At 40.7% G+C, this 26,863-nt stretch carries 17 protein-coding genes; 4 read left to right on the top strand and 13 right to left on the bottom strand.

Going from position 1 to position 26,863, the window contains the following annotated elements:
• The first annotated feature begins 49 nt into the window (after window positions 1-49).
• Complete coding sequence (locus tag BST86_RS01160) at window positions 50-523, top strand: SRPBCC family protein (protein WP_242446428.1); 474 nt, start codon at window positions 50-52, stop codon at window positions 521-523.
• Between the two features lie 46 nt (window positions 524-569).
• On the opposite strand, the gene BST86_RS01155 is transcribed toward BST86_RS01160, so the two are convergent.
• Window positions 570-1,205: an SDR family oxidoreductase gene (locus BST86_RS01155; protein WP_105981659.1), complete on the bottom strand. Its 636-nt coding sequence runs from the start codon at window positions 1,203-1,205 to the stop codon at window positions 570-572.
• Between the two features lie 91 nt (window positions 1,206-1,296).
• Here BST86_RS01155 and BST86_RS01150 point away from each other — a divergent pair, with 91 nt between their 5' ends.
• Window positions 1,297-1,536: a hypothetical protein gene (locus tag BST86_RS01150; RefSeq protein ID WP_105981658.1), complete on the top strand. Its 240-nt coding sequence runs from the start codon at window positions 1,297-1,299 to the stop codon at window positions 1,534-1,536.
• A complete protein-coding gene (locus BST86_RS01145) occupies window positions 1,521-2,906 on the top strand; it encodes an FAD-binding oxidoreductase (protein WP_105981657.1) in 1,386 nt (461 codons plus the stop codon). Before BST86_RS01150 ends, BST86_RS01145 begins: the two co-directional genes overlap by 16 nt.
• A gap of 79 nt (window positions 2,907-2,985) precedes the next feature.
• Here the strand turns inward: BST86_RS01145 and bglX are convergent, their stop codons facing one another.
• From bglX to BST86_RS01085, 12 genes are all read right to left on the bottom strand, one after another.
• Complete coding sequence (gene bglX, locus BST86_RS01140; protein WP_105981656.1) at window positions 2,986-5,304, bottom strand: beta-glucosidase BglX; 2,319 nt, start codon at window positions 5,302-5,304, stop codon at window positions 2,986-2,988.
• Window positions 5,305-5,610: 306 nt separating this feature from the next.
• Entirely contained in the window at window positions 5,611-6,837 is a 1,227-nt protein-coding gene (locus tag BST86_RS01135; RefSeq protein ID WP_105981655.1) for a T9SS type A sorting domain-containing protein, read from the bottom strand.
• 319 nt (window positions 6,838-7,156) lie between these two features.
• Window positions 7,157-8,065 (bottom strand): glycoside hydrolase family 17 protein, encoded by a 909-nt coding sequence (locus BST86_RS01130; RefSeq protein ID WP_105981654.1) that lies wholly within the window; start codon window positions 8,063-8,065, stop codon window positions 7,157-7,159.
• 1 nt (window position 8,066) lies between these two features.
• Window positions 8,067-10,406 carry an MFS transporter gene (locus tag BST86_RS01125; RefSeq protein WP_105981653.1) on the bottom strand — a complete coding sequence of 780 codons (2,340 nt, stop codon included), beginning with the start codon at window positions 10,404-10,406 and terminating at the stop codon, window positions 8,067-8,069.
• A 16-nt stretch (window positions 10,407-10,422) separates the two neighbouring features.
• On the bottom strand, window positions 10,423-11,886 hold the full coding sequence (locus BST86_RS01120) for a glycoside hydrolase family 30 protein (RefSeq protein WP_105983907.1): 1,464 nt from the start codon (window positions 11,884-11,886) through the stop codon (window positions 10,423-10,425).
• 43 nt (window positions 11,887-11,929) lie between these two features.
• Window positions 11,930-13,213 (bottom strand): glycosyl hydrolase family 17 protein, encoded by a 1,284-nt coding sequence (locus tag BST86_RS01115; RefSeq protein WP_105981652.1) that lies wholly within the window; start codon window positions 13,211-13,213, stop codon window positions 11,930-11,932.
• 68 nt (window positions 13,214-13,281) lie between these two features.
• Entirely contained in the window at window positions 13,282-16,743 is a 3,462-nt protein-coding gene (locus BST86_RS01110; protein WP_105981651.1) for a hypothetical protein, read from the bottom strand.
• 123 nt (window positions 16,744-16,866) lie between these two features.
• The gene (locus tag BST86_RS01105; RefSeq protein ID WP_105983906.1) at window positions 16,867-17,712 is read right to left on the bottom strand and encodes a glycoside hydrolase family 16 protein; all 846 of its coding nucleotides are present in this window, start codon (window positions 17,710-17,712) and stop codon (window positions 16,867-16,869) included.
• A gap of 31 nt (window positions 17,713-17,743) precedes the next feature.
• A complete protein-coding gene (locus tag BST86_RS01100; protein ID WP_242446427.1) occupies window positions 17,744-19,195 on the bottom strand; it encodes an Ig-like domain-containing protein in 1,452 nt (483 codons plus the stop codon).
• 7 nt (window positions 19,196-19,202) lie between these two features.
• Window positions 19,203-22,370, bottom strand: coding sequence for a glycoside hydrolase family 2 TIM barrel-domain containing protein (locus BST86_RS01095; protein ID WP_105981649.1), 3,168 nt, complete (start codon window positions 22,368-22,370; stop codon window positions 19,203-19,205).
• Window positions 22,371-22,660: 290 nt separating this feature from the next.
• On the bottom strand, window positions 22,661-25,444 hold the full coding sequence (locus tag BST86_RS01090) for a helix-turn-helix and ligand-binding sensor domain-containing protein (RefSeq protein WP_105981648.1): 2,784 nt from the start codon (window positions 25,442-25,444) through the stop codon (window positions 22,661-22,663).
• A gap of 58 nt (window positions 25,445-25,502) precedes the next feature.
• Window positions 25,503-26,270: a 3'-5' exonuclease gene (locus BST86_RS01085; RefSeq protein WP_105981647.1), complete on the bottom strand. Its 768-nt coding sequence runs from the start codon at window positions 26,268-26,270 to the stop codon at window positions 25,503-25,505.
• Window positions 26,271-26,450: 180 nt separating this feature from the next.
• Between BST86_RS01085 and BST86_RS01075 the strand changes: the two genes are divergently transcribed.
• Window positions 26,451-26,861, top strand: coding sequence for a hypothetical protein (locus BST86_RS01075; RefSeq protein WP_146126682.1), 411 nt, complete (start codon window positions 26,451-26,453; stop codon window positions 26,859-26,861).
• The last annotated feature ends 2 nt before the right edge of the window (window positions 26,862-26,863 follow it).

Here is a 26,863-nt window from a genome sequence, read left to right as displayed (position 1 = left end):
ATTATGTGAATTTTGTTAAGTTGACGGCTTATTCTCGTACTTAAGAACTATGCAAAACGAGTACCGTATCACAATCGACCAGCCATTGGAAAAACTCATGGAGTTATTTCTCAATCAAGACAACTTCAAGCACTGGCAACGCGGACTCATAGGTTTTGAAAACTTGACGCCCCAAATAGGCATGAAAGGCAGCAAACGTAAACTCAAGATTAAAACGCTTGTGGGAACGGTTACCATGACCGAAGAAATCACGAAACGAGATTTGCCTCGCCAGTGGGAAGCCACCTATCGCACAAAAGGAGTCGTGAATTATCAGAGTAATCGCTTTCGCGAAAGCGAAATAAATACAGAGCACGGCACCCAAGTTCAAACCGTCTGGGAAGCTACCAGTATTTTTAAATTCACCGGAATGATGCGGCTGGTAGCCGCTGCAAAACCAGAGCTTTTTGAAAAGCAAACGTTCCAATTCATGCAGGATTTCAAGGATTTTGCCGAAAACGGCACCTCTGTCAGTCAGCTATAAAAAAAGCGAGCCTAGAGCTCGCTTTTTTATCAATGTTGATTTTGGGTTATGATTCAGATTTCTGTTCCAGTGCTTTACCTATCAAGGTATCGCCTTCTAAAATCTCGAACGTAGAATGGTTTGCCACATCATCGTGCAATACACGACTCAAGACTTGTGCTACATCTGCACGCGGTATCTCTCCTTTTTTCTCTAATTTGTCAGTGAGAACGATGTGGTCTGTCGCGTCATTGTTGTTCAACGTTCCTGGTCGCACGATGGCATAATTAAGATTGGACTTTTTCAAATGCTCATCGGCATTGTGTTTTGCCCATAAATAATCTTGAAGCTCTTCTGCATTGGATGGAGCGTCTGCACCTCTCGAGCTGAGCATCACAAACTTTTTAATATTGTGTTTTTGAGACGCGTCGATCAATTTTTTGGCGCCTTCTTGATCTACTTCCACCACTTTTTTACCACCAGAACCAGCTGCAAAAATGACTTTGTCCATACCTTCTACGGCATGTGCGACATCCTTTTCTAGATCTGCCATGACTGTCTTGATGTTCTTGCTCTCAAATTGCTCTCTTTGTTCCTCTTTTCGTATCATCGCAATAGGCTCAAAGTATTGAGATTCCTGCAATAGATTTACTACTATATTTCCTGTGGTGCCTGTTGCACCTGCTACTAATATTTTTTCCATAGCCCCAAGATACAAGCAAAACCAGAGTGACATTGTGAATACTATGTTGTTTAACGCCTCTTTAATACGCACTGTTTAGTACTTTTAACCCATGAGAAACCTCAAACTGATCTGGGATTTTAAAGGTCCCGATGCCGCACAAACCGCGAGACATCATTTAATACACCTCAAAGAATATATAGAGGGCAATGAGGTAGACACTCTAGCTACTGGTGTTGAGGAAGTCACACCAATGCATCACTTATGTTTTGTAGCGGTCAAGGAACCTGATATGCCACAAGTGCGAGACGATCTTAAACCACATCGCGGACAATTATGGATGGAATCATAGAACAACTTAAAGATCTTTTGCCTCATGCTCGGCTATTTATGGGCGATTCTTTAAAAGAACGCTATAGCCACATATGGCGCATGAATGAGTCGCTGAAAGCGATGTGCCTCTTGTTGCCAGAGTCCACTGAAGAAGTGAGCAAAATCCTGAAGATATGCCATCAACACGACCAACCTGTCGTTGTTCATGGTGGCTTGACAAATCTTGTAGGTGGCACAGAGTCTAAAGGACATGAGGTCGTCATATCGCTGGAACGCATGAACGCCATTGAAGAAATTGATGAAAGTAGTCGCACTGCAACGGTACAATCTGGAGTGATCCTAGAACATCTACATCAATCTGTTGAGAAAAAAGGACTGTTATTTCCGCTCAATTTTGGGGCACGAGGCAGTGCACAAATAGGTGGTATTATTTCTTCCAACGCTGGTGGTTTACGCGTTCTCAAATATGGTATGACCCGTCAATTGGTTTTAGGAATTGAAGCTGTCATGGCAGATGGCACCATCATCAATTCCATGAAAAAGATCATTAAGGATAACTCTGGTTATGATCTCAAACAGCTTTTTATAGGATCTGAAGGTACTTTAGGGATCGTTTCTCGAGCGGTATTGCGTCTGCAGGAAGCACCCAGCAGCAGAAACGCCGCGTACCTTGCCGTCAATGATTATGAATCTGTGGTCACATTACTTAAATATTTTGACCAAGGACTGGCTGGCAAACTAAGCGGTTTTGAGCTCATCTGGAAAAACACCTATGAGCAAATGACGGCAACCAGTGAAGCTGTGCGGCCGCCATTGCAATATGATTATGAGTTCTACATCTTAGTAGAAACACTAGGAAGCCAGCCCAAAACCGATCAAGCAGAATTTCAAGAAATGCTGGAGAATGCCATTATTAATGAAATGGCTCTGGACGCAGTGATGGCGCAATCGCCTAGCGATGTGGACTGGTTTTTTAGGATTAGAGAAGATGTCAATAATCTGACCGACTTTATGACCCATGATCAACATTTTGATATCAGCATGCCGGTAGCGCTTATAGGCAGCTACATCCAGTCCTGCTATGATCGACTAGAGCACATCGAGGGCATTGAACAGATTTATGCCTTTGGCCACGTGGCAGATGGAAATATCCATTTCATGATTGGGAAGGAAAACCAGAGTGATGCCTTGAGACTGAAAATCAATGATGTTATCTACGGCGGTCTTGAAGCCATAGGCGGATCTGTAAGTGCAGAGCATGGAATAGGAATTGACAAAAAAGCCTATCTCAAAATAAGTCGCACGGCTCAGGAAATTCAGCTAATGAAAACGTTGAAACTTGCCATAGATCCTAAAGGCATTCTCAATCCCAATCGTATTTTTGACTAGATGGAGAATAAGTTCGCTTTCGCGCCTGCCTGTCGGCAGACAGGAAAGCGAACCCATCAACAATCATATTGCTCACCACCTATTGTTCCAATGTGAATCTGGCTTCTAAAGTCGCTTGCGAAGAACCACCTATCCAGACCTTAAACGCGCCATTTTCCAGTATCCAATCACCTTGATTATTGAAAAAACCTAATTGATCGCTGGTCAATTCAAAAGAGACTTGCCTTGATTCACCTGGCTGCAGGGTTACTTTCTCAAAGCCCTTCAACTCTTTGACGGGCCTAATGGTGGTCGCAAACTCATCCTGAATATATAGCTGGACAATTTCAGTTCCAGCAAGATCACCTGTGTTAGAGATCCTTGCGGTTACGACTACTTTTTGATTTTGACTGTAGTTATGATCTACCTGTACATTATCGTATTCAAAAGTGGTGTAACTAAGACCAAACCCAAACGGCCACAAGGGTTCATTAGGAGCGTCTTGATAATGCGAGTAAAAAACCGTTCCCTCATTATAACCGTCGGGACGACCGGTATTCTTATGGTTGTAGTAAATAGGAACCTGTCCTACATCAACGGGAAAGGTCATGGGCAACTTACCTGACGGATTGTAATCACCGTGCAAAACCTGTGCGATGGCGTGACCGCTTTGGGATCCCAACTGCCAGGCCTCTACGATAGCCGGAATGTTTTTCTTTGGCCATGGCAGCGCCAACGGGCGACCATTAGTAAGAACTAAAACGATATTGGGATTCACCGCGTGAATTTGTTCCAAAAATTCCTGCTGTAAACCTGGTAATCCTAGATCTGTCCTACTGCGCGCCTCACCACTTTGAAGTCCGTGTTCTCCCAGCATGACGATGACCGCATCTGCATTCTCGGCAGCTTTTAGGGCGGCAGCGGTACCTGTAGTATCGGTCTTATTGTATACCAACTCTTGGGTGAATTCTGCTTTTTGATCCACAAACACGGGACCGCGTTCAAAAACGACTTCGTTCTCCGTATAATTGGCAAAGCCTTCTTTTAGGCTAATGGCCGTGTTTTCTATGGCTCCTATTCTCCAGTTGCCCAGCACGCTGTTTTTATCCATCGCGAGATCTCCTAGCACGGCAATTTTACGTCCGCGTTTTAAGGGTAGCATTTCATTCTCGTTCTTCAACAAAACAATGGATTTTAGCGCCATGTCGAGCGCACCAGCTTTCATTTCTTCACTATTGATCACTTGCTTCTCAATAACCTCATCGCAATATTTGTAGGGATCATCAAAAAGGCCCAATTCAAACTTGACCTTTAGGATGCGTTTCACCGCATCGTCAATGATTGTTACAGGTACTTTTCCTTCTTCGACAAGTTGTTCCAAATGGTTCATATATACATAGGATTCCATATCCATATCTATACCGGCATTGACTGAAAGTCTGGCAGCAGCCTCATCATCTGGAGCGTAATGGTGATTGATCATTTCTTTGATGGATGCCCAGTCAGAAACTACAAAACCTTCAAAACCCCATTGATTTTTGAGAATATCCCTAAACAAAAATTCGTTAGCTGATGCTGGAATACCGTTCAAATCATTGAAGCTGCTCATAAATGTGCGAGCACCGGCATCCACAGCCGCTTTGAAAGGTGGTAACACAACATTGTACAAGGTAGAGTTCCCAATATCCACTGTGTTGTATTCACGTCCCGCTTCTGAAAAACCGTAAGCCGCAAAATGCTTTGCACAGGCCGCGATGGTAAATCGGTCAGATAAATCGTTCCCTTGAAATCCGTTGACTCGGGCTGTAGCGATCCTACTACCTAGATAAGGATCCTCGCCTGCGCCTTCCATCACACGACCCCAACGGGCATCTCGTGAAATGTCCACCATAGGTGCAAATGTCCAGTTCAATCCTGCTGCGGCAGCTTCTTTGGCAGCCAGTCGTGAAGAATTCTGAATAGCCTCCAGGTCCCAACTGGCAGCCTCGGCCAGCGGTATGGGCGCCATGGTCTGGTAACCGTGAATCACATCAAAGCCAAAAATCAATGGAATACCCAAACGTGTTTCTTCCACTGCTATTTTTTGAACCGCTCTAACATTCTCGACGCCTCTCACATTAAGCATGGAACCCACCAACCCATCACGTATGTCCTGCGTTTTACTTGCAGCATCGCTCGTTTTAGAAACCGGACCAGTAAAATCCCTAAATCCAGAGTATTGATTCATTTGCCCTATTTTTTCCTTTAGGGTCATTATATTCAAAACAGAATCTACTTTTCTGTCTAACTCGTTCACAGGCATATTTTTTTCTTCTTCTACTTTTGGGGTATGACTTTGGTTCATTGATGTGTGACAAGAATAGATGGTGACCAATAAAATCAGTATCACTATTCTATTTAAATAATGTTTGAAACTCATAAGGTTTTTGGTTTGATGGATTTTAATGGCTGTGGATGGACGTTCAGAATCTACCTAGAATCACAAAGATCTAGATTTAGAATTGTAAAAACGAATCACAGCTTCCTAAAGCTGTGGAATTGTGGTTAGACCAATGGATGTAAGAGAATTTTGGGGTAGTTCGCTTTCGCGAAAGCGATATTATTGATTTTTTATCGAATTACAATCGATCACAATCGATCACAATTGATCATTCTAAAACGGAGTCAAATAAAAAAATGGATTGTCTTTTCAAACAATCCATTTCTTGAGTCAAGAATTAAATTACTACTTCTTAATCAACTTAATAGTCGTACTTCCTGCGGAAGTATTGAGCTTAGCAAAATAGATACCATTGGATAAAGCAGAATTGTTAATAGATAAAGAATTACCATTCACAGTCTGGCTAGACACTTTGTTACCAAGTGTAGAGTATAAATCTACAGATTGAATAGTTACATCGTTACCTACAATATTCCAAACATCACTAGACGGATTAGGATATACTCTAATTTTAGATAAGTCCACATTTTCTGTACTAGCCGTTGCCTGCTTATACAAATAAACATTATCAAGATAAATGGTGCGAGCCTGAGGTTCTGCGCCTACCACTGTCAATACAAATTGACGCAACGCGTTACGTGGAGCACCGGCTGGAAGGGCTACATCGTAAGAAACCCATTCGCCAAGAGTTGTAACAGGATTATTTAGATCGATAGCAGATGTTTCACCATTGTTCCCATCATGATTAGATAACTTTGGATTTGCTACTAAGCCGGTGGCAAAGTCGGTTTGAATCCAATAATCCATGTGAAAATTTGTCATTTCTGAATTGTCTACAACAGTTCCCCAGTCAGTAAATAAAAATTGTCTATCAGATGGTTGTGTCGTAATTTTTAAAGTGTTGTTACCCTGGATAGATACCTCTTCAATATTTTGAGTTCCCACGTCAAAAGCTCCAAAAACTACATCTGGTTGATTTGTATATGCATCACTGAAAATAGAAAAATAATCTGCGCTATTTCTCGCTGGAGGATTTGGGGCAGCAACCTCTGGTGCTGGAGCAGGTTCATTAGTACCCTCATTTTTTGTCAGAGTAACATTATCAATTACTACGACTCCTACATCAGCACCCATATCAAAAATCACTCTACAATTAGCATCACCAAAATTTGAAGCCAAAAGAGTTAAACTATAACTAGTATTTGCGGTAGTTAAACTTACGGACTTCACATCAGCATTAAAAGGTGCTGCATTTTGTCCTATACCAGCTAGCATGGTTCGGTTACGATCTGACGATGCATCAAAGGTCATTGTGTAAGTCGCTCCTTGTTCAATCGTTAGAACCTGACTTAAATTAACAGTAAATGCTTGACCAGCCGTAGCTACATTTGCAAAGTTAAAACTGTTACCATTGTCCGTTTGAAGATTTGCGGCATTACCTGTCCATGGCGCAATACTTCCAGATTCAAAATCTCCATTAACAACCAAATTGGTTTGCGCTTGCAGAAACAAAGTTGTTAAGCTTAAAATAAATAATAAAGTAATTTTTTCATGTTAATATGTTTAAATTATTAATGAGTAATTGTTATAAATCTAATTACAACTATCTTAAAATAAGAATTTCATAATGCTACAAAAAACATACAATCATAATTTTTCCAAAACATAAGGAAAATCAGCTAATACGTTCGTTTATAAGGTTATCTAGCTACAAGCTAATCGATATTATCGACTGATGATGTAGTAATGTTGTATAGTTCATTAACAATTTGACGGTCCAAGACCTTTACTAAAACGTTTGAGTCTATATTAATTTTGAGGTTTTTGGTGACTAGAACTTTAAGTTCTCATGCTTATCCCAAAGTCCCCAATAGGCACCTACTTCTCCTTCATCACCTTTTTTCCAGGATTCATCAAATGATGAGAAATAAAATACATCAATGTTGTTTTCGTCAGACCAGCGTTGCGTATCAATAAAATATTTCATCGCATTAACCTCAGACGGATGAGCTCCTTTTAGACTTTCACCTCGGCTGGGCCATCCTGTTTCAGTTACGATAACAGGTTTTCCCTGACAAACAGAAGTTACCTGGTGGTACATATTATTCATGTGTCCCAAAGAGTATTCTATAGGAGTACCTTCCCAGAACGGATAGCAGTTGGTCAGTATGACATCTGAGTTTTGAACCAATTCTGGATGTACTACAAACTCATAATAGGCGTCCACATAACCTACTGGAATATCTGGCAGCGCATCTTTTACTCTTTTCATATAATCCAACAGTTGCTGCAAAGTGAGGTCGTTGCGGTATAACACCTCATTTCCTACCGCTGCAATATCGATATGACCATTTTTGCCTAAATCGATAAGTGCCTCGATCTCTTGCTCGTTCTTTTCTAAATCATCGCTAAGCCATGCACCAACGAGCGTTTTCAAACCTTGTTCATGGGCAATCTGTGATACGTAGTCATTTCCTTCTATACAAGAAAACGATCTGATCCATTTGACATGTGGCTTTAGGATTTTTATGCGTCGTTCTACCTGTTCTCTGGTGATATGATCTCCAGGTTCTTGACCATCTTCATACATGCTAAAGCAAATCCCGTGCATTCCTCGATTTAACGTATCACGCCATAGCTGTTTTAGACTCTCTTCATTAAAACAATCTACATTGATTCCTGTGGTCTCCGTAAAGTTCTTGCTGTTCCCTTTTACGAATTGTTCTTCTCTAAATGACATGTCAATATTTTAAGTTTTCGTTTTTATCCCAAATTCCCCAACGTGCACCTACTTCTCCTTCTTGACGCGCTTTCCATGATTCGTCAAAGGAAGAAAAGTAGAAGGTTTCAACATCTTTTTGTGAAGACCAGTTATTGACGTTGATAAAATATCTCATCGCATTTTCCTTAGAAGGGACTGCGTCTTGATTTTCCTTTCCTTGATTAGGCCATCCTGTTTCTGAAACGATGACTTGTTTCCCTTGGGAAACTTCCAAAACCGCACTATACATCCCATCCAGATAAGCTGTGGATTTGTCGATGTGACAACCTTCCCAGAACGGATAACAGTTGGCCAGTATGACATCAACTTCATCAATGAGTTCTGGATTCTCAACAAATTGATAATAAGCATCTACGTATCCAACTTTTAAATTAGGCAACTCTGCCTTGACACGTCGTATGTATTCAATAAGTTCAGTTACAGATAAGTCTTCTCTTAACAATACCTCATTACCTACAACAGCAATATCGACCATACCGCTTTTGGCTTGTTTCAACAAACCAGCGATCTCCAGTTCATTGCGATCTCTATCATTGCTGATCCAGGCTCCAGCGATACTTTTGATTCCTTTGGATCTTGCAGAAACCGGAATGAGTTCATTACCATCGGTACACGAGAATGATCTCACCCATTTTGTATAAGGCTGGATAACTTCCATCCTACCATCAATTTGGGTTCCTGTGAGTTGGTCACCTATATTCTGTCCTTCCAGATAGGGACTAAAACACAAACCGTGAACTCCCGCATTTAAAGTTTGATGAAATCGAGCTGCCAAGTCATCATCAGATAATTCAGACTCCACATCGGTTGGATAATTTGCCTCGCTATTGATGGCGATTAATGATTTGAGCTTGTTAAGTGCATAGAAGGATGATGTAGGTCTAATAGCTTTTCTCATTCTTCGTTTGGCAAGTTCTGCACTAATGACGTGAGATTTCTGCTCAGTTAATTCATATTTACGCATGATCCACATGGCACCTAATGTTCCAGCAATAGGCAAACCAGAATAGAACAATCTAATTCCTGTAACGGATGCTTCTGTATTTTCAGCATCAGGAACGAAGCCTACTAAAGTCATTATGGCTCCAGTTAATAAACCTGCGATCGCAAATCCAAATTTCACCATCCACCAATAGATTGCACCAAAAACTCCTTCTCGACGCTTTCCAGTGTTGAGCTCATCCACATCAATAACATCAGAAGTCATGGACATCATCAGTGTAAATAAACTACCTATACCAAAAGAGAAAAATGGTAGTGCAAACAAGAATAGATAAGGCTTTCCAGGCACAAATAAGAACCATAGCATGATGTAGCCTAGAATTGAAATTCCCTGAGATACTAAAAAGGCTTTCTTCTTACCTAGTTTTTTGGACATTCTTGCCACTATCGGAATTACCAAGAAGGTTGTTACCAACGCACCTATACTGCCCAAAAGCGTAGGCCATATTCCAGCAGCTGCGGCATCACCTGCAAACAAATAGTAGACGACTATAAAGAATGAAAAACCAGCTACCGTGTTAAAAGCGTTGAATATCAGAAATGTAGCATAACACAACCTTTTAAAGTCGTCAATTTTAAAGGCCTCTTTAAAATTCTCCACAATTTCCTTTAAACTACCACCAACTGTTTTAAGCGTTAATGGCGCCAGGCTATCATCATCTTTAGTGGATTTACTGTCTACAAAAAATGCTGGAATCATTGCCAAAATCGCACAAATCACAGCCACCCATATAGCTATGGTACGTGTTGCGACAGCGGCGTTTTCAAACCAATCTGGATCGTACATGATCACCCAAAACCATGGTGCAATCACCCAAGCCCATTGCCCTATCCATTGAGCCACAGCCATGATATCTGTTCGCTCGTGAAAATCATCGCTCATCTCATAACCCATCGCCACATAAGGCACGCTAAAAACCGTTAAACCCAAATAAAAGACCAGCGACCATAGCAGGAAATAGGTAAAATTATAACTCAAGCTATCCACTTCATACAACTGCCACATCATGGAAAAGGAGATTCCCATTACTATGGCACCAATAAAAACATACTGCCTACGTCTACCCCAAACTGACCTTGTATTATCAGAAATGAATCCCATAATGGGATCTGTAATGGAATCAAAAACGCGTGGTAAAAAGAACAAGATTCCCCACATCCAGGTAGGGAAACCCAAGTTTTGAACCAATACTACCATGAATATTCCCAGCGCAGCTGGAAACATTTGATTGGCCAGCATCCCTAAACCAAAGGCTACCTTCTGACCGAAATGAACTTTGTTTTTTGCAGTGGACATAATGTGATGGTTTAAGTTAGTTGTTTGGTAGGACTACGGTCTGTAAGCTTTGTGGGCCTAGCTTGATGTTGATCTCGCTTTCGCGAAAGCGTAATGTATAATCCTTCTGCTCCATTCCTTCATTGAAAATGACGAATGCAATGCTTCCGTCAGGATTCTTGGCTGCCGTAGCAACGAGATCCTTATCTGGATTATCTACCTCTATCATTTGCGCACCTGGCCTGATAAATTTGCTGAAGTGAGCCATCGTGTAATATAAAGGCGTGAAATAGACCTCATCTGCATCTGGATCTACAATAACAGGTGCTACACACCAGTTCTCAAACCAGTTGGGACCACCTTGCCTATCCAGCACCATGTTCCAGTCTACCCATCCATCTACCCAGTTGTTGAGACAACCTATAATGTCGCGCGCATAGCGGTTAACCGGCGCATATTTGGGATGCAAATATTTTTGCTCTTCACTGGCCCAGTCCCAACCCCAATCCGTGGCTTCCTTGGACCAATACCATGCGTCATCTCTCCAGTGCGGGATTTCAGAATCCACACAACCTTCTGTTTCAATCAAATACTTATCTGGTGCCTTGTTATGCGCATATTGTAATTCTTCTGGAAAAACTTCATAAGTACTTTCATACCAGTGGATCGCCGTACCGTCAAAATATTTAGAAGTTTCTTCATTTTCATACATCACATCTACCCATTCTCTTAATCCAGCTCTATTCTGATCGTATCCTAATATGATCTTATCACCATAACCATCGGCTTCAAGTTTAGGTCCCAAGTGAAACTGAACAAAATCTGTCATTTCCTTAGGTGTAAAATGCATGCTTTCCCAGTTGTTCCCGTTGCCGTGTGGTTCATTCTCTACCGTAAATCCCCAGATGGGAATACCTTCTGCCTCGTAGGCATCGATGTATTTTGAAAAGAAAAGAGCCCATGTGTCGTAGTATTTAGGCAATAAACTGCCGCCTACCCATGCGTTGTTGTCTTTCATCCATGGCGCTGCGGTCCATGGTGAGGCAAATATTTTGAAACCATCTTGTGAGGCTGCCATGGCATCCTTGATCATGGGAATTAAATCGTCACGATCTTCCTCAATCGTAAAGTGTTCCAATTCCATATCATCCTCTACTGGTGAGTATGAATATTGATCCAACGAGAAATCGCAACTGTTCATGTGCGTGCGCGTTAGCGAGTAATTGGCTCCTTCTCGAGAGAAGTAGGCGTCGATAATCGTGTCCCGATTTTTTTTACTCAATCGATTGAGTAAATAGGCCGAAGATTCAGTAAAAGCGCCGCCAAATCCAGTAATGGTTTGATAGGTTTTTTGGTCGTCAATAGTTATGATGCGGTCGCTCTTAGAATCCTGCGACGCTTCTATTTTAGCAAGCTGATTTCCAGCTGCAGAGGTCTCGTAGATCTCCACATTTAGGGCAGCATCTGATTCTTTGGTTTCTTTACAACTCATCAATGTCATTATAAAAATGGCTGACCATATTCCTTTTGATCTGTATATCCATTTATTCATAGCCTTTAAAATTTAGTCGCACTGGCGGCAGTTTAACGTGGCCCAGTAATTTTTTCTCGTCACCATCAAAACTTTTGGTAATCGCATGACCATTTCTGGTAAGTCCTTCAAACGTTCCTTCATCCACCAGATTCCACATCGCATATTTTGCCTCACCATCGATATTGAAAAGACCAAAATGATTCTCTGACCCTTGAGGATTTCCAGCATCCTTCCATTGTTCATCAAAGGCCTCAAAATAAAAACAGGAAATATTGTTTGATGTGGTCCATTCTCTCATCAAGTGATAATAACGACCTGACTTGTACTGATCTGCCGCGTGGGAACCTTCATCACCATAAAGATCGTTGGCATAGGTCGCCCAGCCTGTTTCTCCTATATGTATAGGCTTATTAACGCCTAGCGATGTCATGTATGCTTGAACACTGTTGTATTGATCCTTGGCATAATTGACCGACCTGATCATTGCATTTTCAACTTTTTGCTTTTTGGACAACAGCATGTTTTTAGGAGAAACTCCCCAAAACACAGGATTGTAATGAGTATCGTGCATGGGATAGGTATGCATGGAAATATAATCCACAGCCTTAATAAGCTCTTCTAGTTCTGGTACATGATATAGGTCCTCGCCGCCGCCCCAAGAGGCAAAATTATCTGAACTGGTGATCCATAGATCCTTAGGCAGTTCTCCTTTGGCTTTGAGATTTTGCAAGTGATTGACCCATTTAAGGATGACCGCTGGCTGTACATAATAACTGGTAGCCCATTTGACCATGGCCTCGTTACCTACCGCAATGATCTTGATGATTTCAGGATATTCCTTAGCTAGCGCGACAGCCCGATCAATTTCGGCAGCGTTAAGCTCACTCTCTACATTATGGTCAGGTGCCTTATCCGTCCAGGCGTTCTTACAATCAATCCATGCTCCCAACATCACATACATTTCAAAACCAGGTTGTTCCTGCTTGAGTTGTGCGATGGCCTTAACCACATTTGTGGCGTGCGGCAACTGCATATTGTAGGTGCGTAAAATTCTAACGCCCATAGCAGATAGAATTTTCAAATCATCTTTGAGCTGCGGTATGGTAGGCTGTATGGTACGCGTGGTATCGCGATAGCCACCATAGGAAATCGCTAGGTATTCTGGATTTGATAGGATATCACTTGCTGTCATTGACTTCTCTTCTGTTACTGGTATTTGATTTGGAGCCACATCCTTACAACCCATTGCGAGCAGCAACAGCATTGCGATCATTGATGTGATTCTTGTTCTCATACCTCAATGGTTGTGAAGATGATTTTTTATTTCGCTTTCGCGAAAGCGAACTCATTCACAATCCCTTTTTATTTATCAATAAATACCTCTATGTTGTCGATCTCATCTGTGCGTTTGAACAATTGATGGCTTGTAGCAAGATCCAGCTTCAAGTCTTCAAACTGCTTTGTTTTGCCATCCTTGAAGGTAACTTTGACGTGTTTCTTATCGCTCAAAGTGTACACTACGGGCACCTGACAATAGGTGAAGGCCAGCGATCCTGAATTGATCTGGATGGTTTGTTTATTCTTGTGCAGATCTACATATTCAAAATCATGCACCGATTTCAAAAATTCCTGCTTGCGCAATAAACTAGGCTTGAAATTCAAGATGCCGTTTTTCACAACCAATCCCAGTTCGCCAAAACGGCTTAAGATATCTTCTTTCACCTGACCAGTCATTCCTGGTTGCTGCGCACCCTTTGTAGCAGGTGTGTGAGAATAAGGGTCTGTAGGTACTGCACCATAAAGTTTAGGCGACTTATGTGAACCTATTCCTGCCTGGATCTCGTAATAGTGATCCAACATATTACCTACAATTTCATCACTCGCGCCGCTGCTGATAGCATCAAGACAGCACTCCTGAACGGCCAATAATAGTTTTGAAACCATGTGCCAATAGATAGAACCCAAACCTTCATAACCGAAGAACGTACCTGATCTACCTGTAAAGGCTTTGTGGTTGAATACTGCTTCAAAGGTTTTTTCCAATTGCTGCTGTTCCTTTTCAATCAAGCTACCATAAACAGATTGTGGAAGTTGTTTCAAGGCAGCCTTTAAACTATTGGCATTATTGAAATTAGCATTGAAATGGTAATCGCCATGATTGTCTTGTACGACCACTTTTTGATTGCCATCCTTTAATAATTGTTGCAGTAGCTGTGACTGTTGGACATGATCTTTTGGAATGATATTCTTCTCCTCAAAACCAGGCAACTGCTTGTTGGGATATAAAATGTAACTGTATTGGTCTTCTCTAAAAAGGGCGCTGGACTTGAGGCCATCCATAACCGATAATGCCTGAGTTGGGTTAAGGTAACCAGAACTTAAAACAGCCACTTGGCCTTCCAGCATTTCAGATAAATAGGAAATACTGATGTCGCCATTGTCCTCAATGGTCATTAGGTTGTATGCGTGATACATACCATCTTGACGCAAGTTGGCATCAATACTATGATCTAGATAGTCCAAGGAAACAGTGACAAAATCCAACAGGTCCTGTTTTGAGACGCTTTTTTTCACGCCAGAGAAATTCTGGCAGTAAATTTTTGTTCTATAATCACTGGCCGGTTGTGCCACACCATCCAGTATCAAACGACGCTGGTGATCATCGATGGAACCACTAATGACATCTTTATGATCACTCAAGGTCTTGTGAACCGCATTGAAAAACTCATACAACTCAACAGATATTGAAGAATCTTCAAAATCTGAATCTGTGATGAATTCCTTGAAGTAATTCAGGAATCTTCTTAAGTAATACAAAGTCACCATGGAAACACCATTTCCTACTAGGGCATTGTTGGCATCATTCCATTCAGGTCGCTGTGTGTTCAACCAGATACCACCTTCTGGGATGAAATTGGAAACTTTGGCCAGTGTGGTTACCAATAGTTTTTCCAATAAGTTAACACGGTAGATTTCACCAGATTGATTCTTGAGCAAGGCGCCATCAGCGCCTAGGTGGTTGCGTCGTTCCTCTATGGTTTCCTGTAGGTCGTAATCAAAGTCTATGGTATCCTTAGGATTCTTTTTGATATCTGCATAGCTCTTGATTTTATATGGAACGTTAGCATAAACAAAAATATCTTCATTAAGGAAACCTTCTAATTTCTCTGGATAATAGGATTTAATAAACTCAAGGAATTTGAGCAAATAAATAATCTGGTGGTCACCCCAATATCCTATATAACTCCATGGATCATCCTCTTCAATGACTTCCCAGTCAAAACCGCCTTTAGTGACCCTGTAAGGATTGTACCCATCGAGCGTTGTCGCGTTTAGAAACTTGTGGATCATTCCTTCAATAAATTCAGGATAGGAATGTGCTAGGGCTTCCCAGTTTTGAAAGATGTCGCGCCAGTTTCCCTCGTAATCCAGAATTTTTGAACCATCTACCTCACTGCGCGTATTGATGGAGAACTTATTCCAAGGACGACTAGGGTCGCCATGTCTACGGCTAAATTTAAGTGGCAGATATTCTATCGCCAGACGTTTGAAATCTGGATTATCGTGAGCATTTGCAATCTCAATAAGCTCCTGCTGATTGAAATCTGATGAAAGGTGTTCCAACCATGGCTGCGCTTCTTTGAAAACCTGAGCATTGGCTGCTTGCAGGTACTCTAAAAAATCTTCCTTTTCAACAGTGTAGTTGTCGTCAAAAATACCACCACGCATGATGTTGAACATGGTATTTGAAAAGTGACGATTGTTAGTCAAAGGATCTGCGGTGCATTGCAATCCATCAGATGCTGCTACCAGCGCATTTAATTTTTGGGATCCCAATTCGATATCATCGTTGATCTTTTGAATCAAGTCTTTATCATCTTTGATCTGTGCAGAAATTTCGTTGATGGTAACGATGTTCTGATTGACATCAGCTAGGTAATACCATTCCTTTTTGTCTCCTGCCGCGATGGTCATTTCTGAAACCGTGAAATAGGCGCCTTTTTCTGCCTTCACATCTGTTTCTGGAGTTACTTGGTGGCCCTTTCTGAATGGATCCAATTGCAATGTTGAAATGAGGTAGGTAGGATTTTCAAGACCTAGTGACCAGGCAATATTTGCTTTGAGTGCCTCGCTAGGCTCTGCCTTATCGACGATTACAGCACTTAACGCAATAATGCCTATTCCAGTGTCTTCCTTTAATTCTGTTCTTTTGTAGGCATCAACTAAGTTACTGGATGCTTTTTGAAGGTCTTCACCAACGGTCGCCGGCAGTATATTCTGCAATCCATCTAGTACGGTTAGATTCACTTTTTGATCGCCACTGTTGATCAATTGCGATCTCTTGACAAAGCCATATTGATCACTTGAGTTCCAGTGATATCGATAGGTTAATTGTAAGTCTTCATTGATCTCTTCAAAAATGAGTTTGTTCCCGTAAACATTTTTATAAAGATTTCGTGTGATGGCATAAATACCCGTGTACCTATTGGAGAACGGCTCCCAAAGCTGGTCGCGATCGCTGGTATGCACTCTTATGATGGTTTTGCTTCCCGTAATATCAAAGGACTCTGTAATCTTATCGTCCGTATAATAGGGAAACAATGCTGAGTCACTATTCTTGCGACCTGCAGTAAGCCCACCATTACTGGAGATGAACATCCAGTGGTTGGAATCGCTAACGATGCTCATGAAAAATGGGCGCATCGCGTCGTGGTTACTTATCTTATAATAGGTTTCGCCTTGGAAATCTACCAGTTCTCCCTTCACTCCGTGATTTGGGAAAGTGGCTTTTTGTTCTCCTAGATAGGTTTTGTTTTCGGTCATTTCTTTGGTCAGATTCTACTTTCTTACTTGTTTAATTGGTCTGTATGAAGCACATGGAATATGGAAATGTTACGCTTTCGCGAAAGCGTATTCCCTCAAAATCTCATGAACTAGAATTATTTCTTACTCGTAAACCCTCACATAATCCACAAATAGAGTTTGCGGAAGCACGGTGTTTTCATTGGGTGCGCCTACAAAGGAGCCGCCTACAGCAAGGTTGATCAACATATAAAATTCATTGTTGTTGAAAACCCACTCGCCATCGACATCGTCTGGAGTGATTTGATTGTAAAGCACATCATCCACATAATAGTTGATGTAGTTAGGTCCCCATTCTATTCCAAAAATGTGGAAATCTGTATCAAACCTATCATTGGTAAGCATGTAGGATTTTGATTGCGCATTGCCACCAGAATATCCTGGTCCGTGAACGCTTCCCAAAACTTCAGTAGGATTCTGACCGCGATACTCCATAATGTCGATCTCGCCCAATTGTGGCCAGACCAGTGTACCATTCTGATCATCGCCCAGCATCCAGAATGCCGGCCAGATTCCCTGGCTGTAGGGCAGCTTCATTCTCGCTTCAAAGCGACCATATTTCTTTTGGAATTTATTTTCAGTCAGAATTCTAGCTGACGTGTATTGGGATCCTTGAAAGTTTTCTCTGATCGCAGTGATCTTTAACATACCATCTTCCACCACAATGTTTTCTGGTCGGTCGGTATAAAATTGGAGTTCATTGTTTCCCCAACCTACCAGTCCACGTGCCGTACCATCGCCTAGATCGTAACTCCATAAGTTAGGATCTGGAGCACCGTCCACATCAAACTCCTCTGCAAGGACTAATTTATTCAAAGTGGTCACCGTCTGCTTTTCATCATTCTCACAGCTTACAATTGTGCAAATCAAAAAGATCGGAACTATACTGTTAAGTTTTAATTTTAACTGCTTTATAAATGGCGTATTCATATTTCTTATTTTAAGGTTATCAAATTTGATTTTACTGATTATAGAAATAGACATTATCTACCCAGATATTTGATATTGTATTGTCAGAAATAAAGAAAACCTGCCCTAACCTAGATCGATTATTAAACCCGCTAAAACTTGATAGCGGTATATCAATACTAGCCCAACCGTCATCATCAACGTTTCTTAACATCGCAGCTGAAATGGTAAAAGAGCTACCAGATACCTGGCCGCTTCCTGTTCCAGTTTCCAATTCTATTCGAATAAAGTCCCCATTATTAACTGTTTCTCTCACGTTAATATCTACATGAAAAGTGGTTCGTGAGCTGACATCTACATTAGGAACCGTTTCATACATTCCTATACTCACAAAGTTTAATTGCGTATAATTGATAATATTGTCTAAGGAGCCATCTGCAAAAGGAGCCTGTATATCAACATTATTTGGGTCAGATCCGGCGCCGCCTTGTGTGGTTTGAAAGGGTGCAAAAAAACCATTATAGTGTCTCACTGGTACGTTTTCGTAAGCGTCGCTAAATAATGAAGTGACGTTTGAGGCAGGCCTGGTAGGTACGGGAGCATGTGGAAATGCTCCTACAGACTCTATGTTTAGTGATCCAGTAGCGTCAACCCCATTTAATGAGGCCGTGATTATTGCTGTTCCTGCACTAACGACTGTAACCCGACCTTGTTCGTCAACAGCAGCTACGGAAGGATCTGAAGATCTAAAATCGAAATAGGCAGGTGCGGGAATCACGGTAACATCTTGTCCGTTTGCTGTATTGAAAGTTTGTCCCAAACCGTCAATTGTCAATGAGGAACTAATAAAAGATTGTTGTGCTAGATCTTGACCATTCAAAATTGACGGCCTAGGTTGAGCTACTGTTCCTAATTTTTCAAACTGTACATTATCAAGCCAGAACGTATAACCGTCACCATCTTCTGGACCTTCTGAATACCATAGCAATCCAGATTCTTGAGTAAGTACAGAAGGGTCTGGAATAGGGATAACGTATTTTCTCCAATTTGTAGTCAGTCTAAGATTCAGGCGAGTCACTAAGTATCTTGCCTCTCCAAAATCTTGACCAAAACCAATTTCATTTATGGTACCAGCCGTTGTAGCCTTGGCATAGAATGTAAGTGCGTCATATTTAGTTAGATTTCTTCCACCATTCAAGTCTGGAAAAATAGCACCTGCAAAGGCACCATCAGGATCACCGACGTTAGGCACATCAAATCGCATGGATGCAGAACCTTCAAAGACCGTTTCAGTATCGACTGTAAAAGCATCTTGCTTTGAACCACCAAAAGGTAAATATTCAAGTCCAGAGCTAAAGCTATCAATAAAAACGTCTGGATTATCTGAGAACAACGCTTCTACAGCATCGTCTGAAATTTCACGTTCACAACCTATCAAAACAGCTGCGGCCACGCCCAGAAGTGCTAGGCTTTTCCAAATTATATTATATCTCTTTTTCATCATTGCTATATTATTTTCCAATATTGATATGAACGTAAGTTCTTATTTCCCATTCGGATCCATTAGGGAATCCTACAGGGCTGATGGTTGGCTGGTCGGCAAATTCGGCAGCATTATTGGGGCTGTATCTAGGTGAGAATTGATCCAAAGATCTCCAGGTACCTCTTATACCCATTACTGTGCTTGGTAAAATGAACCAATCCGGTTTACCAATTGAATATGAAAGATCTAACATCAATTGCAGTGGGAATGTTAGGTTGAAGTCTCTGTGATAATCATAAGGACCCCAATCATTAAACTTAACTTCTGAAACCAATTTCATTTTATTGTACACCAATCTTACATCACCACCATATCGATAGATTAGTCTTTCACTATCTCCATTAGGTTGGGACTTACCGTAGTATAGGTTACCAATTAATGCCAATTCTGGCGAAATCTTAGAAACAATTCTACTATTTGCTTCCCATAAGTCTTCAGCAGGAACTGAATCTGGGAAAGGAAAAAATTCTCTATTGGCATTAAAACCAATGTGGGCATCCTGCTTCGTTGGTAAATGCCAGAAAACAAATCCGGCACTAAATGCAAGCGGAGCGTCTTCAGATCTATCATTGTCCCATTCATAAAACCATGTACCGGGAGTCGGGTCGAACGTCAGCAACAATTCTCCAGCGGTAGTTTCCCGGTTAGCTCTTACGGCAAATGGATCATCAATAACATTTCTCAACCTTGCGGGTGCTCCAGCATCACTAGGAATCGCCTCCACTAATGGTTTTTGGTATAAGAAATTGGGTGCTATTTGCCAATCACCTAAAGAATAAGTAAATCCAGTTAGAAAATTAGACATATTACCACTACCGATATCTCTCAGCCTCCAACCAGTAAATGTTTGGGTTTGATCTGCACCACCTTGAGCTACCAAACCATTGATACCACCTTGTGCATACCAATTGATTTTACCGCCTTGGTATGTGATTTTGGCTTTTCCACCCCAATTGTCGCTTGACTTGACTCTATCTTGAAAAACAGTATAGTTTCCAGGACTACCTGCAACATCTTGATAGGTAGTTCCATTAAGAGGACTTCCAGCCCAAATACCACCTAAAGTAAATCCAAATTTACCAATCTCCTTTTCTAAAACGATGGTAGCTCTTTCTGTAGGGAATGGAGGAATGATACCACTACGTAATTGATTTGGATTTAATTCCCTACGACCATCATCTCCTAAAATTATTTCAGTTTCAACATCTCGATGGTAGATTCCAGTAACATCTACTCCAGCTATGTTTCTACGGTACTTGAAGAGAGCGGTTGGGTTGGCACCCCACCAAAGTTGCGGACCAAAAGCTGCTTTTGCGCCATCTAATACTCCTTTACCATCGATTTCAGCTCCTAAAATTTCACCGCCGTAAATATCTAAGTTAGGTCCATAATTTGCTTCTGGATACAACCCGAAGAAGTCACCTTCATAACCCCAATGATAATGTCCGGTCCTGTAGAAACCACGTAAATCAAAGTCTTTAGCGTTCCATTCAAACTCTGCATCATAAACATTCACACGATTCACATCGTCAATGATAACACGCTGATTATTCTGATCCAAGGAGACAACAGGTCTTGCTCTATTCTCGTAAAATATTTCGTTGATAGGATTTTGCGCCACTTTGCCAATGACGTTGAAGTTGACATTAGCACGCATATTAGCAGCTGGCTTTCCTTCTATACCTATAAAATAAGATTGCATGTGATCAAAGCCCAATTCGTCTGGAAAGGCGTTGGAATCTGGATCTGCTGTCTCTGGAGTGGTGATCAAGGATCCACCAGTAGTAAAAGTGGTAAATCTGGCACTAAGGTTACTGATTGCTAATTTTGGCCCACTACCGCCGCCACCCAAAGCAGCTGCATCACCACGACCACGTAGCACCGCATCCATCAGACTAATGCTGTCAAAGTAATTCTTCATACTTTCTAAAGTCATATTGCTAGCATATGGGTTAAGTTGATGAACTTCTTTTAAGGTGTAGTAGGCCGCTCGCGGATACAAATCATAAAGACCTCGTTCATTTGAAAATCCTTTGGCACAAATCCCAAACCATTCTTCATTCATGTTTTTGGTAGTACCATCGGTATCTAAGGTATAACCACCACTCAACCAACTTGCTTCTGTATTATGAATGTCGAGATCTTTGGTTTGTCCACGTTTCCACCAACCGTCACTAAATTGAAAAGTGAATCCTCCTAAGGAGTTTTCAGCTTTTCCTAATCCAGCAACGTTCTCGTAAATCTCCTTCCAATTATTCAGCATATAGTACGCCTGCATTTTTTGATCTTCACGGTTGTCCAATGCGTTAAAGGCATCTGCACCAAACTCTGAAAACATGATGGGTTTACCTAATTCATTTTTCACCCTTTCAAAAGCGTCACTAAAAGAAACACCACGATACATGTTGGTTGCATAAATATCAATATCTGTACAGTATTCAGCTACTAGATCCAAGTATAAAAGGTCTCCATTACAGATTGCCACTGGATGCTTTGTATCAAGTTTTTTCATCTCAACAACAGCCTCATTAAACAATTTATACATTGCTCTAGCTCTTGTGATAACTGTACCTTCTGTCTCTATAGGAATATCTTCGGTCTCTGCTCCACCCCAAGAAAGTCCATAGTTGTTTTCATTTCCTAGCATAAACATTAACAATCCAGGCGTGTCCTTAAACTCCTCAACCATAGCTTTCGTTTCCCTAAGTAGCAGCTCTTGAGTGGCTGGATCAGCATACTCTGTATTTGGGAACCAAGTGCCATTGATGGTCAATCCATATCGCCCAAAGGAATGATTGATCATGGTATATATTCCATAATTCTCATATATGAACTGCACCCATTTAGGTTGAATACCTACATAGACACGTATTGTATTCACGCCCATGTTTTTTAGCAATCCCATCTCGCTATCTAAGGCTGCCTTTATAAAGTCATCCGACTGTGCCCAGAAATTATAGGAGTAGTTCTTACCTATAGGTACGTAATCCCAGTTCATACCATTAATGATGAATGGTTTGCCGTCAACAATCAATGTCTGACCGTTAACATCGTCCATCACTGATACTTTCTGAACCTGAGAAAAACTCAGGGATATTGAAAAAATCAATAAAATGCTTAAAAAGAACTTTTTCATACGGGTCAGTTATTTAAAAATTATGTAATCCTTGATCGAAAATTTATAGAACATGATACGTCCGTCGATAAGATTTATAAATATAGCTTTAGTAAAATTTTAAGTAAAATTTAGAACCTCTACAATAAATATACAAACCCAAACAAATCATGTGATCAATAAAAATAAGATAGTTTCTTTATACTTATCTAAGAAACAGCAGTATTAAATTATCGTCTTGGTAAAAAATGATATGAAATACTGGTTTTGATGTAGTGATGTTGAGTTAGTTTTAGAAAAAATATTCCTAATTAAATCTCAACAATGTATCCAGTAAGACTATCATCTCGAGATAATCCCATTTTTTTACGCAAACGATATCGCTTAATTTCTACACTACGAGGAGAAATATTTAAAAGCGGAGCGATCTCTTTAGAAGAAAGATTGAGTCTTAAATAAACACATAGGCGCAAATCACCAGACGTCAAATTAGGATGTTTCTCCTTTATCTTTTTGAAAAAGTCTTTATCCGCATTATTGAAAGCTTCTTCAAAAGCAACCCAATCTTGTTTGCTGTTTAAACTCTTATCCAGCATCTTTTTTAATGATTTGGATTCTTGTGTGGTAGGTAGGTTATCTAACTCACCTCTCAACTGATTAAGAGTTTCGTTCTTCCTAATCATAGCCATTGTTTTAATGGCTAAATCTCTGTTTCTGGATTCAATATCAGAATTGAGTTGTTTGTTTTTTAAGTCTGCAATATCCTTTTGACTTTTTAGCAAATTAAGCTCCATTTGCTGACGTTGCTTCTCTAGATCCAGATTTCTTTTTCTATTGTAATACCATCTAAAAATGCGTCCCATTAGAAACAGAATACCTAATATTATGATCACATAAATTACGATTGCTGTTCTAGAAAAATAAAACGGCGGTTCAATTGTAAAAGAAAAAACAGCCTCATCCTCTGCAAGAGAACCGTTAACGACAGATCTTAATCTCAGTTGATAGTCTCCATGACTAAGGTTTTCAAAGAGAATGGAACCTTTCTCAAAAACATTGGACCATGAGTCACTGTCTCCATCTAAAAAATATTGATACTTAACGCTATCGAATACGTTATAATCGGTCACATGAAAAAAGAACTCAACTGCATTAGTTCTGTGATCCATACTATTGTTTTGATCAAGATCCAATAGTTTACTAGAGCCATTCCTGTTACTTATCCGCACTCTATCTATTACTACTTTTCCTTTGACCTCTTCAGTGTCCTTATTATCCCAAAGTAGATAACCCTGAGACGTTGCGATGAGATAGTTTTGGTTGGGTAATTGAATCAGGCTTTCATACCCTTTGGTTTCAGATCTTTTAAAGTGCGGTATCAAGATATTCTTAGCTTCAAACGTGTCGTTGATGGGCTCTTTGTTAATTTGAATCAATGATTGATCAGAAAACATCCAGAAGGAACCTTCATTGATTTTGATCATCTTACCAGAAGTATATCCATTGGATTCTATAAATGATGATAGCACCTCATTTTTTTTGAAACTATCAGATGTCTCGGTCTTGACATAAATACCTCGTGGTGTGGAATACAGAACGTCACCACCTAATTGAATCACATCAGAATTAATTCCAGTACCTACGGCATCTATAAGTTTATAATTTTCAACGGTGCGGAAATCGTCGCTTACATCAAGTTCATACAATCCTTTGTACTCATGTCCTACAAAAATCTGTTGACCATCTATCACCAGATCTTTAGAGCTTATGTCAAATCCTTCCAGTTTATTCCTGAGACTCCACGTGTTATTTTCTCTTTGTAAAACAAAAAGACCACTATAATTTCCCTGAAGAATAAGGTCTGTAGTTCCTTCTAGTGGTTGTACGTCCCACGTGCCTTCCTCAAAAGCAATTTGGGTGGCTATCTTTCCGTCGATGATAAAGGTTCCAAGGTTGTGACCACAGAACAAGGTTCCATCAATCTCCTTTAAACTCCATACCTGACCTTTAGTTCCTTCAATAAATTCAAACGTTTTTTGATTGGGTGGTCTAACATACAACCCTTGATTAGATCCCAGATACAGATGTTCTTTATGATAAATAGCGTCATAAATAGTTCCCAGCTTGCCTTCCCTATCTATGAAAGTTTTGAACCTTGAGGTAAGGTTGATATAATCAATACCATTATCTAGACCTGCCCATAAATTGTCATCTGCGTCTACAAATACAGATAAAACGGTATTGTTTGACAGTCCATTGGATTGATTTATTTGATAGTCCACCACACCAGCACCATCCATGACTAACAAACCGTTGGATATGGTTCCTACAGCAAAACCATCACCTTCAATGGCCACTGCGGAATAAACCGTGACCGGCCTGAAAAATTGATTGGTCGAGATAAGTTCCAGAGAATCATTCTCAAATATATAAAGGGAATTTGCGGCAGTAACAAGCTTGATTCCTCGATCACTATCTCGCATACCTATGACGTTACCATCTATCAAATCCTGTTTAATGATGAGCTGCGGTTGACCGCTAACAATCTGATAAAGGCCTTGCCCAGTTACATGAAAGTAGATCCCATTCCCAACTTTGAAGATTTTGGTGAGTCCTTGTTTTTCTACGACAGTTTGAACCGTTTTATCTTCTGGATTATAGGCATAAATACGACTTAAGGACTGTATCAAAACGATAGATTCACTAGAAATGATGTCCCAGAATTGCTCATCTTCCAAGATGGAAACGTTGAGGGAATCAACCATGGATGTATAAGTCAGTGTCCCATCGTTTTGTCGCTCCCAGTAACCAAAATCCATGTAAGATCCTGTATAGACACGATCTTCATGCCACTCAACAGACCGCATAATGCTCTCGTTAGGTGTAGGATATAGATACCAATGTTCTCCATTGTACTCTAACAGTCCTTGATTGTTCGCGAAAAACAAATTTCGGTCCTCAGACTGTGCGATCTTCCAATTTTGATTTTCGGCGCCGTAGGTTGCTGGTGAAAAGTTGCGCACCGGTGGCAACTCTTGCGCCTGCACCAAGAGAAAACTAAAGAAAAAGCTAGCAATAAATAGAAATACCTTCAAGCAAGAGTTTTGCCTAAAGCTAAGATAAATCTCAATAATTTTAGGGAATTAGATTACTCTACTGGTTAAATCCGCGCAGTTTGATCGCCGTCAAGACCTTTTTAGTATAAAGTGGGAAATCAGCGTTCTGAATCCAGCTATAATAACCTGGCTCGTTTTCAAGCACATCCACGACACGTTTGCCTTTGTGCTTACCAAAGTTAAAGCACTCCTCACCTTTCTCGTTATAAGCTAACATACCTGCAAAATCCACAGGTTTGCGTCTGGTAGAAAATTCTGCTAGGGATTTCATGTCATTATCAAGCTCTGGATAACGTTCCAACTGGCCCTTGAGCACCTCATAGGTCGCGATGGTATCTGCCTCTGCGCTGTGCGCGTCAGTGAGGTCCTTATCACAATAGAATTTATAGGCCGCCACTAGTGTGCGCTGTTCCATTTTGTGGAAGATATTCTGCACATCGATCGCATTTCTATTGCCCATATCAAAATCCACATCGGCACGTAACATTTCCTCGGCTAACAATGGGATATCAAAACGGTTGGAGTTGAACCCAGCCAGATCAGAATCCTTTATAATGTTATTGATCTCGCGGGCAAGCTCTTTAAAAGTGGGCTCATTAGCCACCATATCATCTGTAATACCATGGACTGCGGTGGTTTCTGCTGGAATTGGGACTGTTGGATTAACCCTGTAGGTATACGTCTTTTCACTACCATCAGGAAATACCTTGTGTATGGAAATCTCAACAATTCTATCCTTGGAAATATTGGTTCCAGTGGTTTCCAGATCAAAAAAACAGATGGGACGATGTAGGTTGAGCTTCATGGGTATTGGTTATTTAAAATGGATTCAGGTCAGTATTTGACGTTGAGGATGTTTTGATGTTTCGCTTTCGCGAAAGCGAACTTAACTAAAGCCAGTAACTTATTTACCCTCAATTTTATACTTTTACAAAGATAGCTGGTCAAAACAGGATAAGCCTTACTTCCATCGATAAGAAACACTATGAAATATTCTTTACTACTTCTTCTCTTCCTTACGGCACAGCTTTGCGTGGCACAAGTCGTCATCACCACCGGTAAAAAGTCAGAGCAACAACCTGAAAATCTAGAAGTTCTTGTCGCTAATTCCAATGCTTCGGTTTTACAACCCATAGGCCAGCAAGGCACCAGTTCTGGTCTGATATATGTTACCTTGGGAAGTTTGACGGGACAGCTTAGTAAATTTGAAGTCTTTTTTAGACAATATCTTATCCAGAATTACAATGTAGGCTATGAGTTCTACGGTTGTAATTTGATGGGACCTGAACTGGCTTACATGAATAAAAGGAACAAAGAATTGACGGACGCATTTGGCGAAGACTTCATTGCCACACAACGAGAGAAAGCCAAAGAATTATTCAATAAAAAAGCATGACC

The sequence above is a fragment of the Nonlabens agnitus genome (genome assembly GCF_002994045.1).
In the GTDB taxonomy this organism is placed as follows: domain Bacteria; phylum Bacteroidota; class Bacteroidia; order Flavobacteriales; family Flavobacteriaceae; genus Nonlabens; species Nonlabens agnitus.
This window is presented reverse-complemented; position numbering and strand designations above follow the sequence as displayed.

Bases quoted from the DNA above. Each gene is read 5' to 3' on its own strand.
- BST86_RS01160 (WP_242446428.1), top strand. From the start codon at position 50: ATGCAAAACGAGTACCGTATCACAATCGACCAGCCATTGGAAAAACTC.
- BST86_RS01155 (WP_105981659.1), bottom strand. From the start codon at position 1,205: ATGGAAAAAATATTAGTAGCAGGTGCAACAGGCACCACAGGAAATATA.
- BST86_RS01150 (WP_105981658.1), top strand. From the start codon at position 1,297: ATGAGAAACCTCAAACTGATCTGGGATTTTAAAGGTCCCGATGCCGCA.
- BST86_RS01145 (WP_105981657.1), top strand. From the start codon at position 1,521: ATGGATGGAATCATAGAACAACTTAAAGATCTTTTGCCTCATGCTCGG.
- bglX (WP_105981656.1), bottom strand. From the start codon at position 5,304: ATGAGTTTCAAACATTATTTAAATAGAATAGTGATACTGATTTTATTG.
- BST86_RS01130 (WP_105981654.1), bottom strand. From the start codon at position 8,065: ATGTCATTTAGAGAAGAACAATTCGTAAAAGGGAACAGCAAGAACTTT.
- BST86_RS01125 (WP_105981653.1), bottom strand. From the start codon at position 10,406: ATGTCCACTGCAAAAAACAAAGTTCATTTCGGTCAGAAGGTAGCCTTT.
- BST86_RS01120 (WP_105983907.1), bottom strand. From the start codon at position 11,886: ATGACATTGATGAGTTGTAAAGAAACCAAAGAATCAGATGCTGCCCTA.
- BST86_RS01115 (WP_105981652.1), bottom strand. From the start codon at position 13,213: ATGAGAACAAGAATCACATCAATGATCGCAATGCTGTTGCTGCTCGCA.
- BST86_RS01110 (WP_105981651.1), bottom strand. From the start codon at position 16,743: ATGACCGAAAACAAAACCTATCTAGGAGAACAAAAAGCCACTTTCCCA.
- BST86_RS01105 (WP_105983906.1), bottom strand. From the start codon at position 17,712: ATGAATACGCCATTTATAAAGCAGTTAAAATTAAAACTTAACAGTATA.
- BST86_RS01100 (WP_242446427.1), bottom strand. From the start codon at position 19,195: ATGATGAAAAAGAGATATAATATAATTTGGAAAAGCCTAGCACTTCTG.
- BST86_RS01095 (WP_105981649.1), bottom strand. From the start codon at position 22,370: ATGAAAAAGTTCTTTTTAAGCATTTTATTGATTTTTTCAATATCCCTG.
- BST86_RS01085 (WP_105981647.1), bottom strand. From the start codon at position 26,270: ATGAAGCTCAACCTACATCGTCCCATCTGTTTTTTTGATCTGGAAACC.
- BST86_RS01075 (WP_146126682.1), top strand. From the start codon at position 26,451: ATGAAATATTCTTTACTACTTCTTCTCTTCCTTACGGCACAGCTTTGC.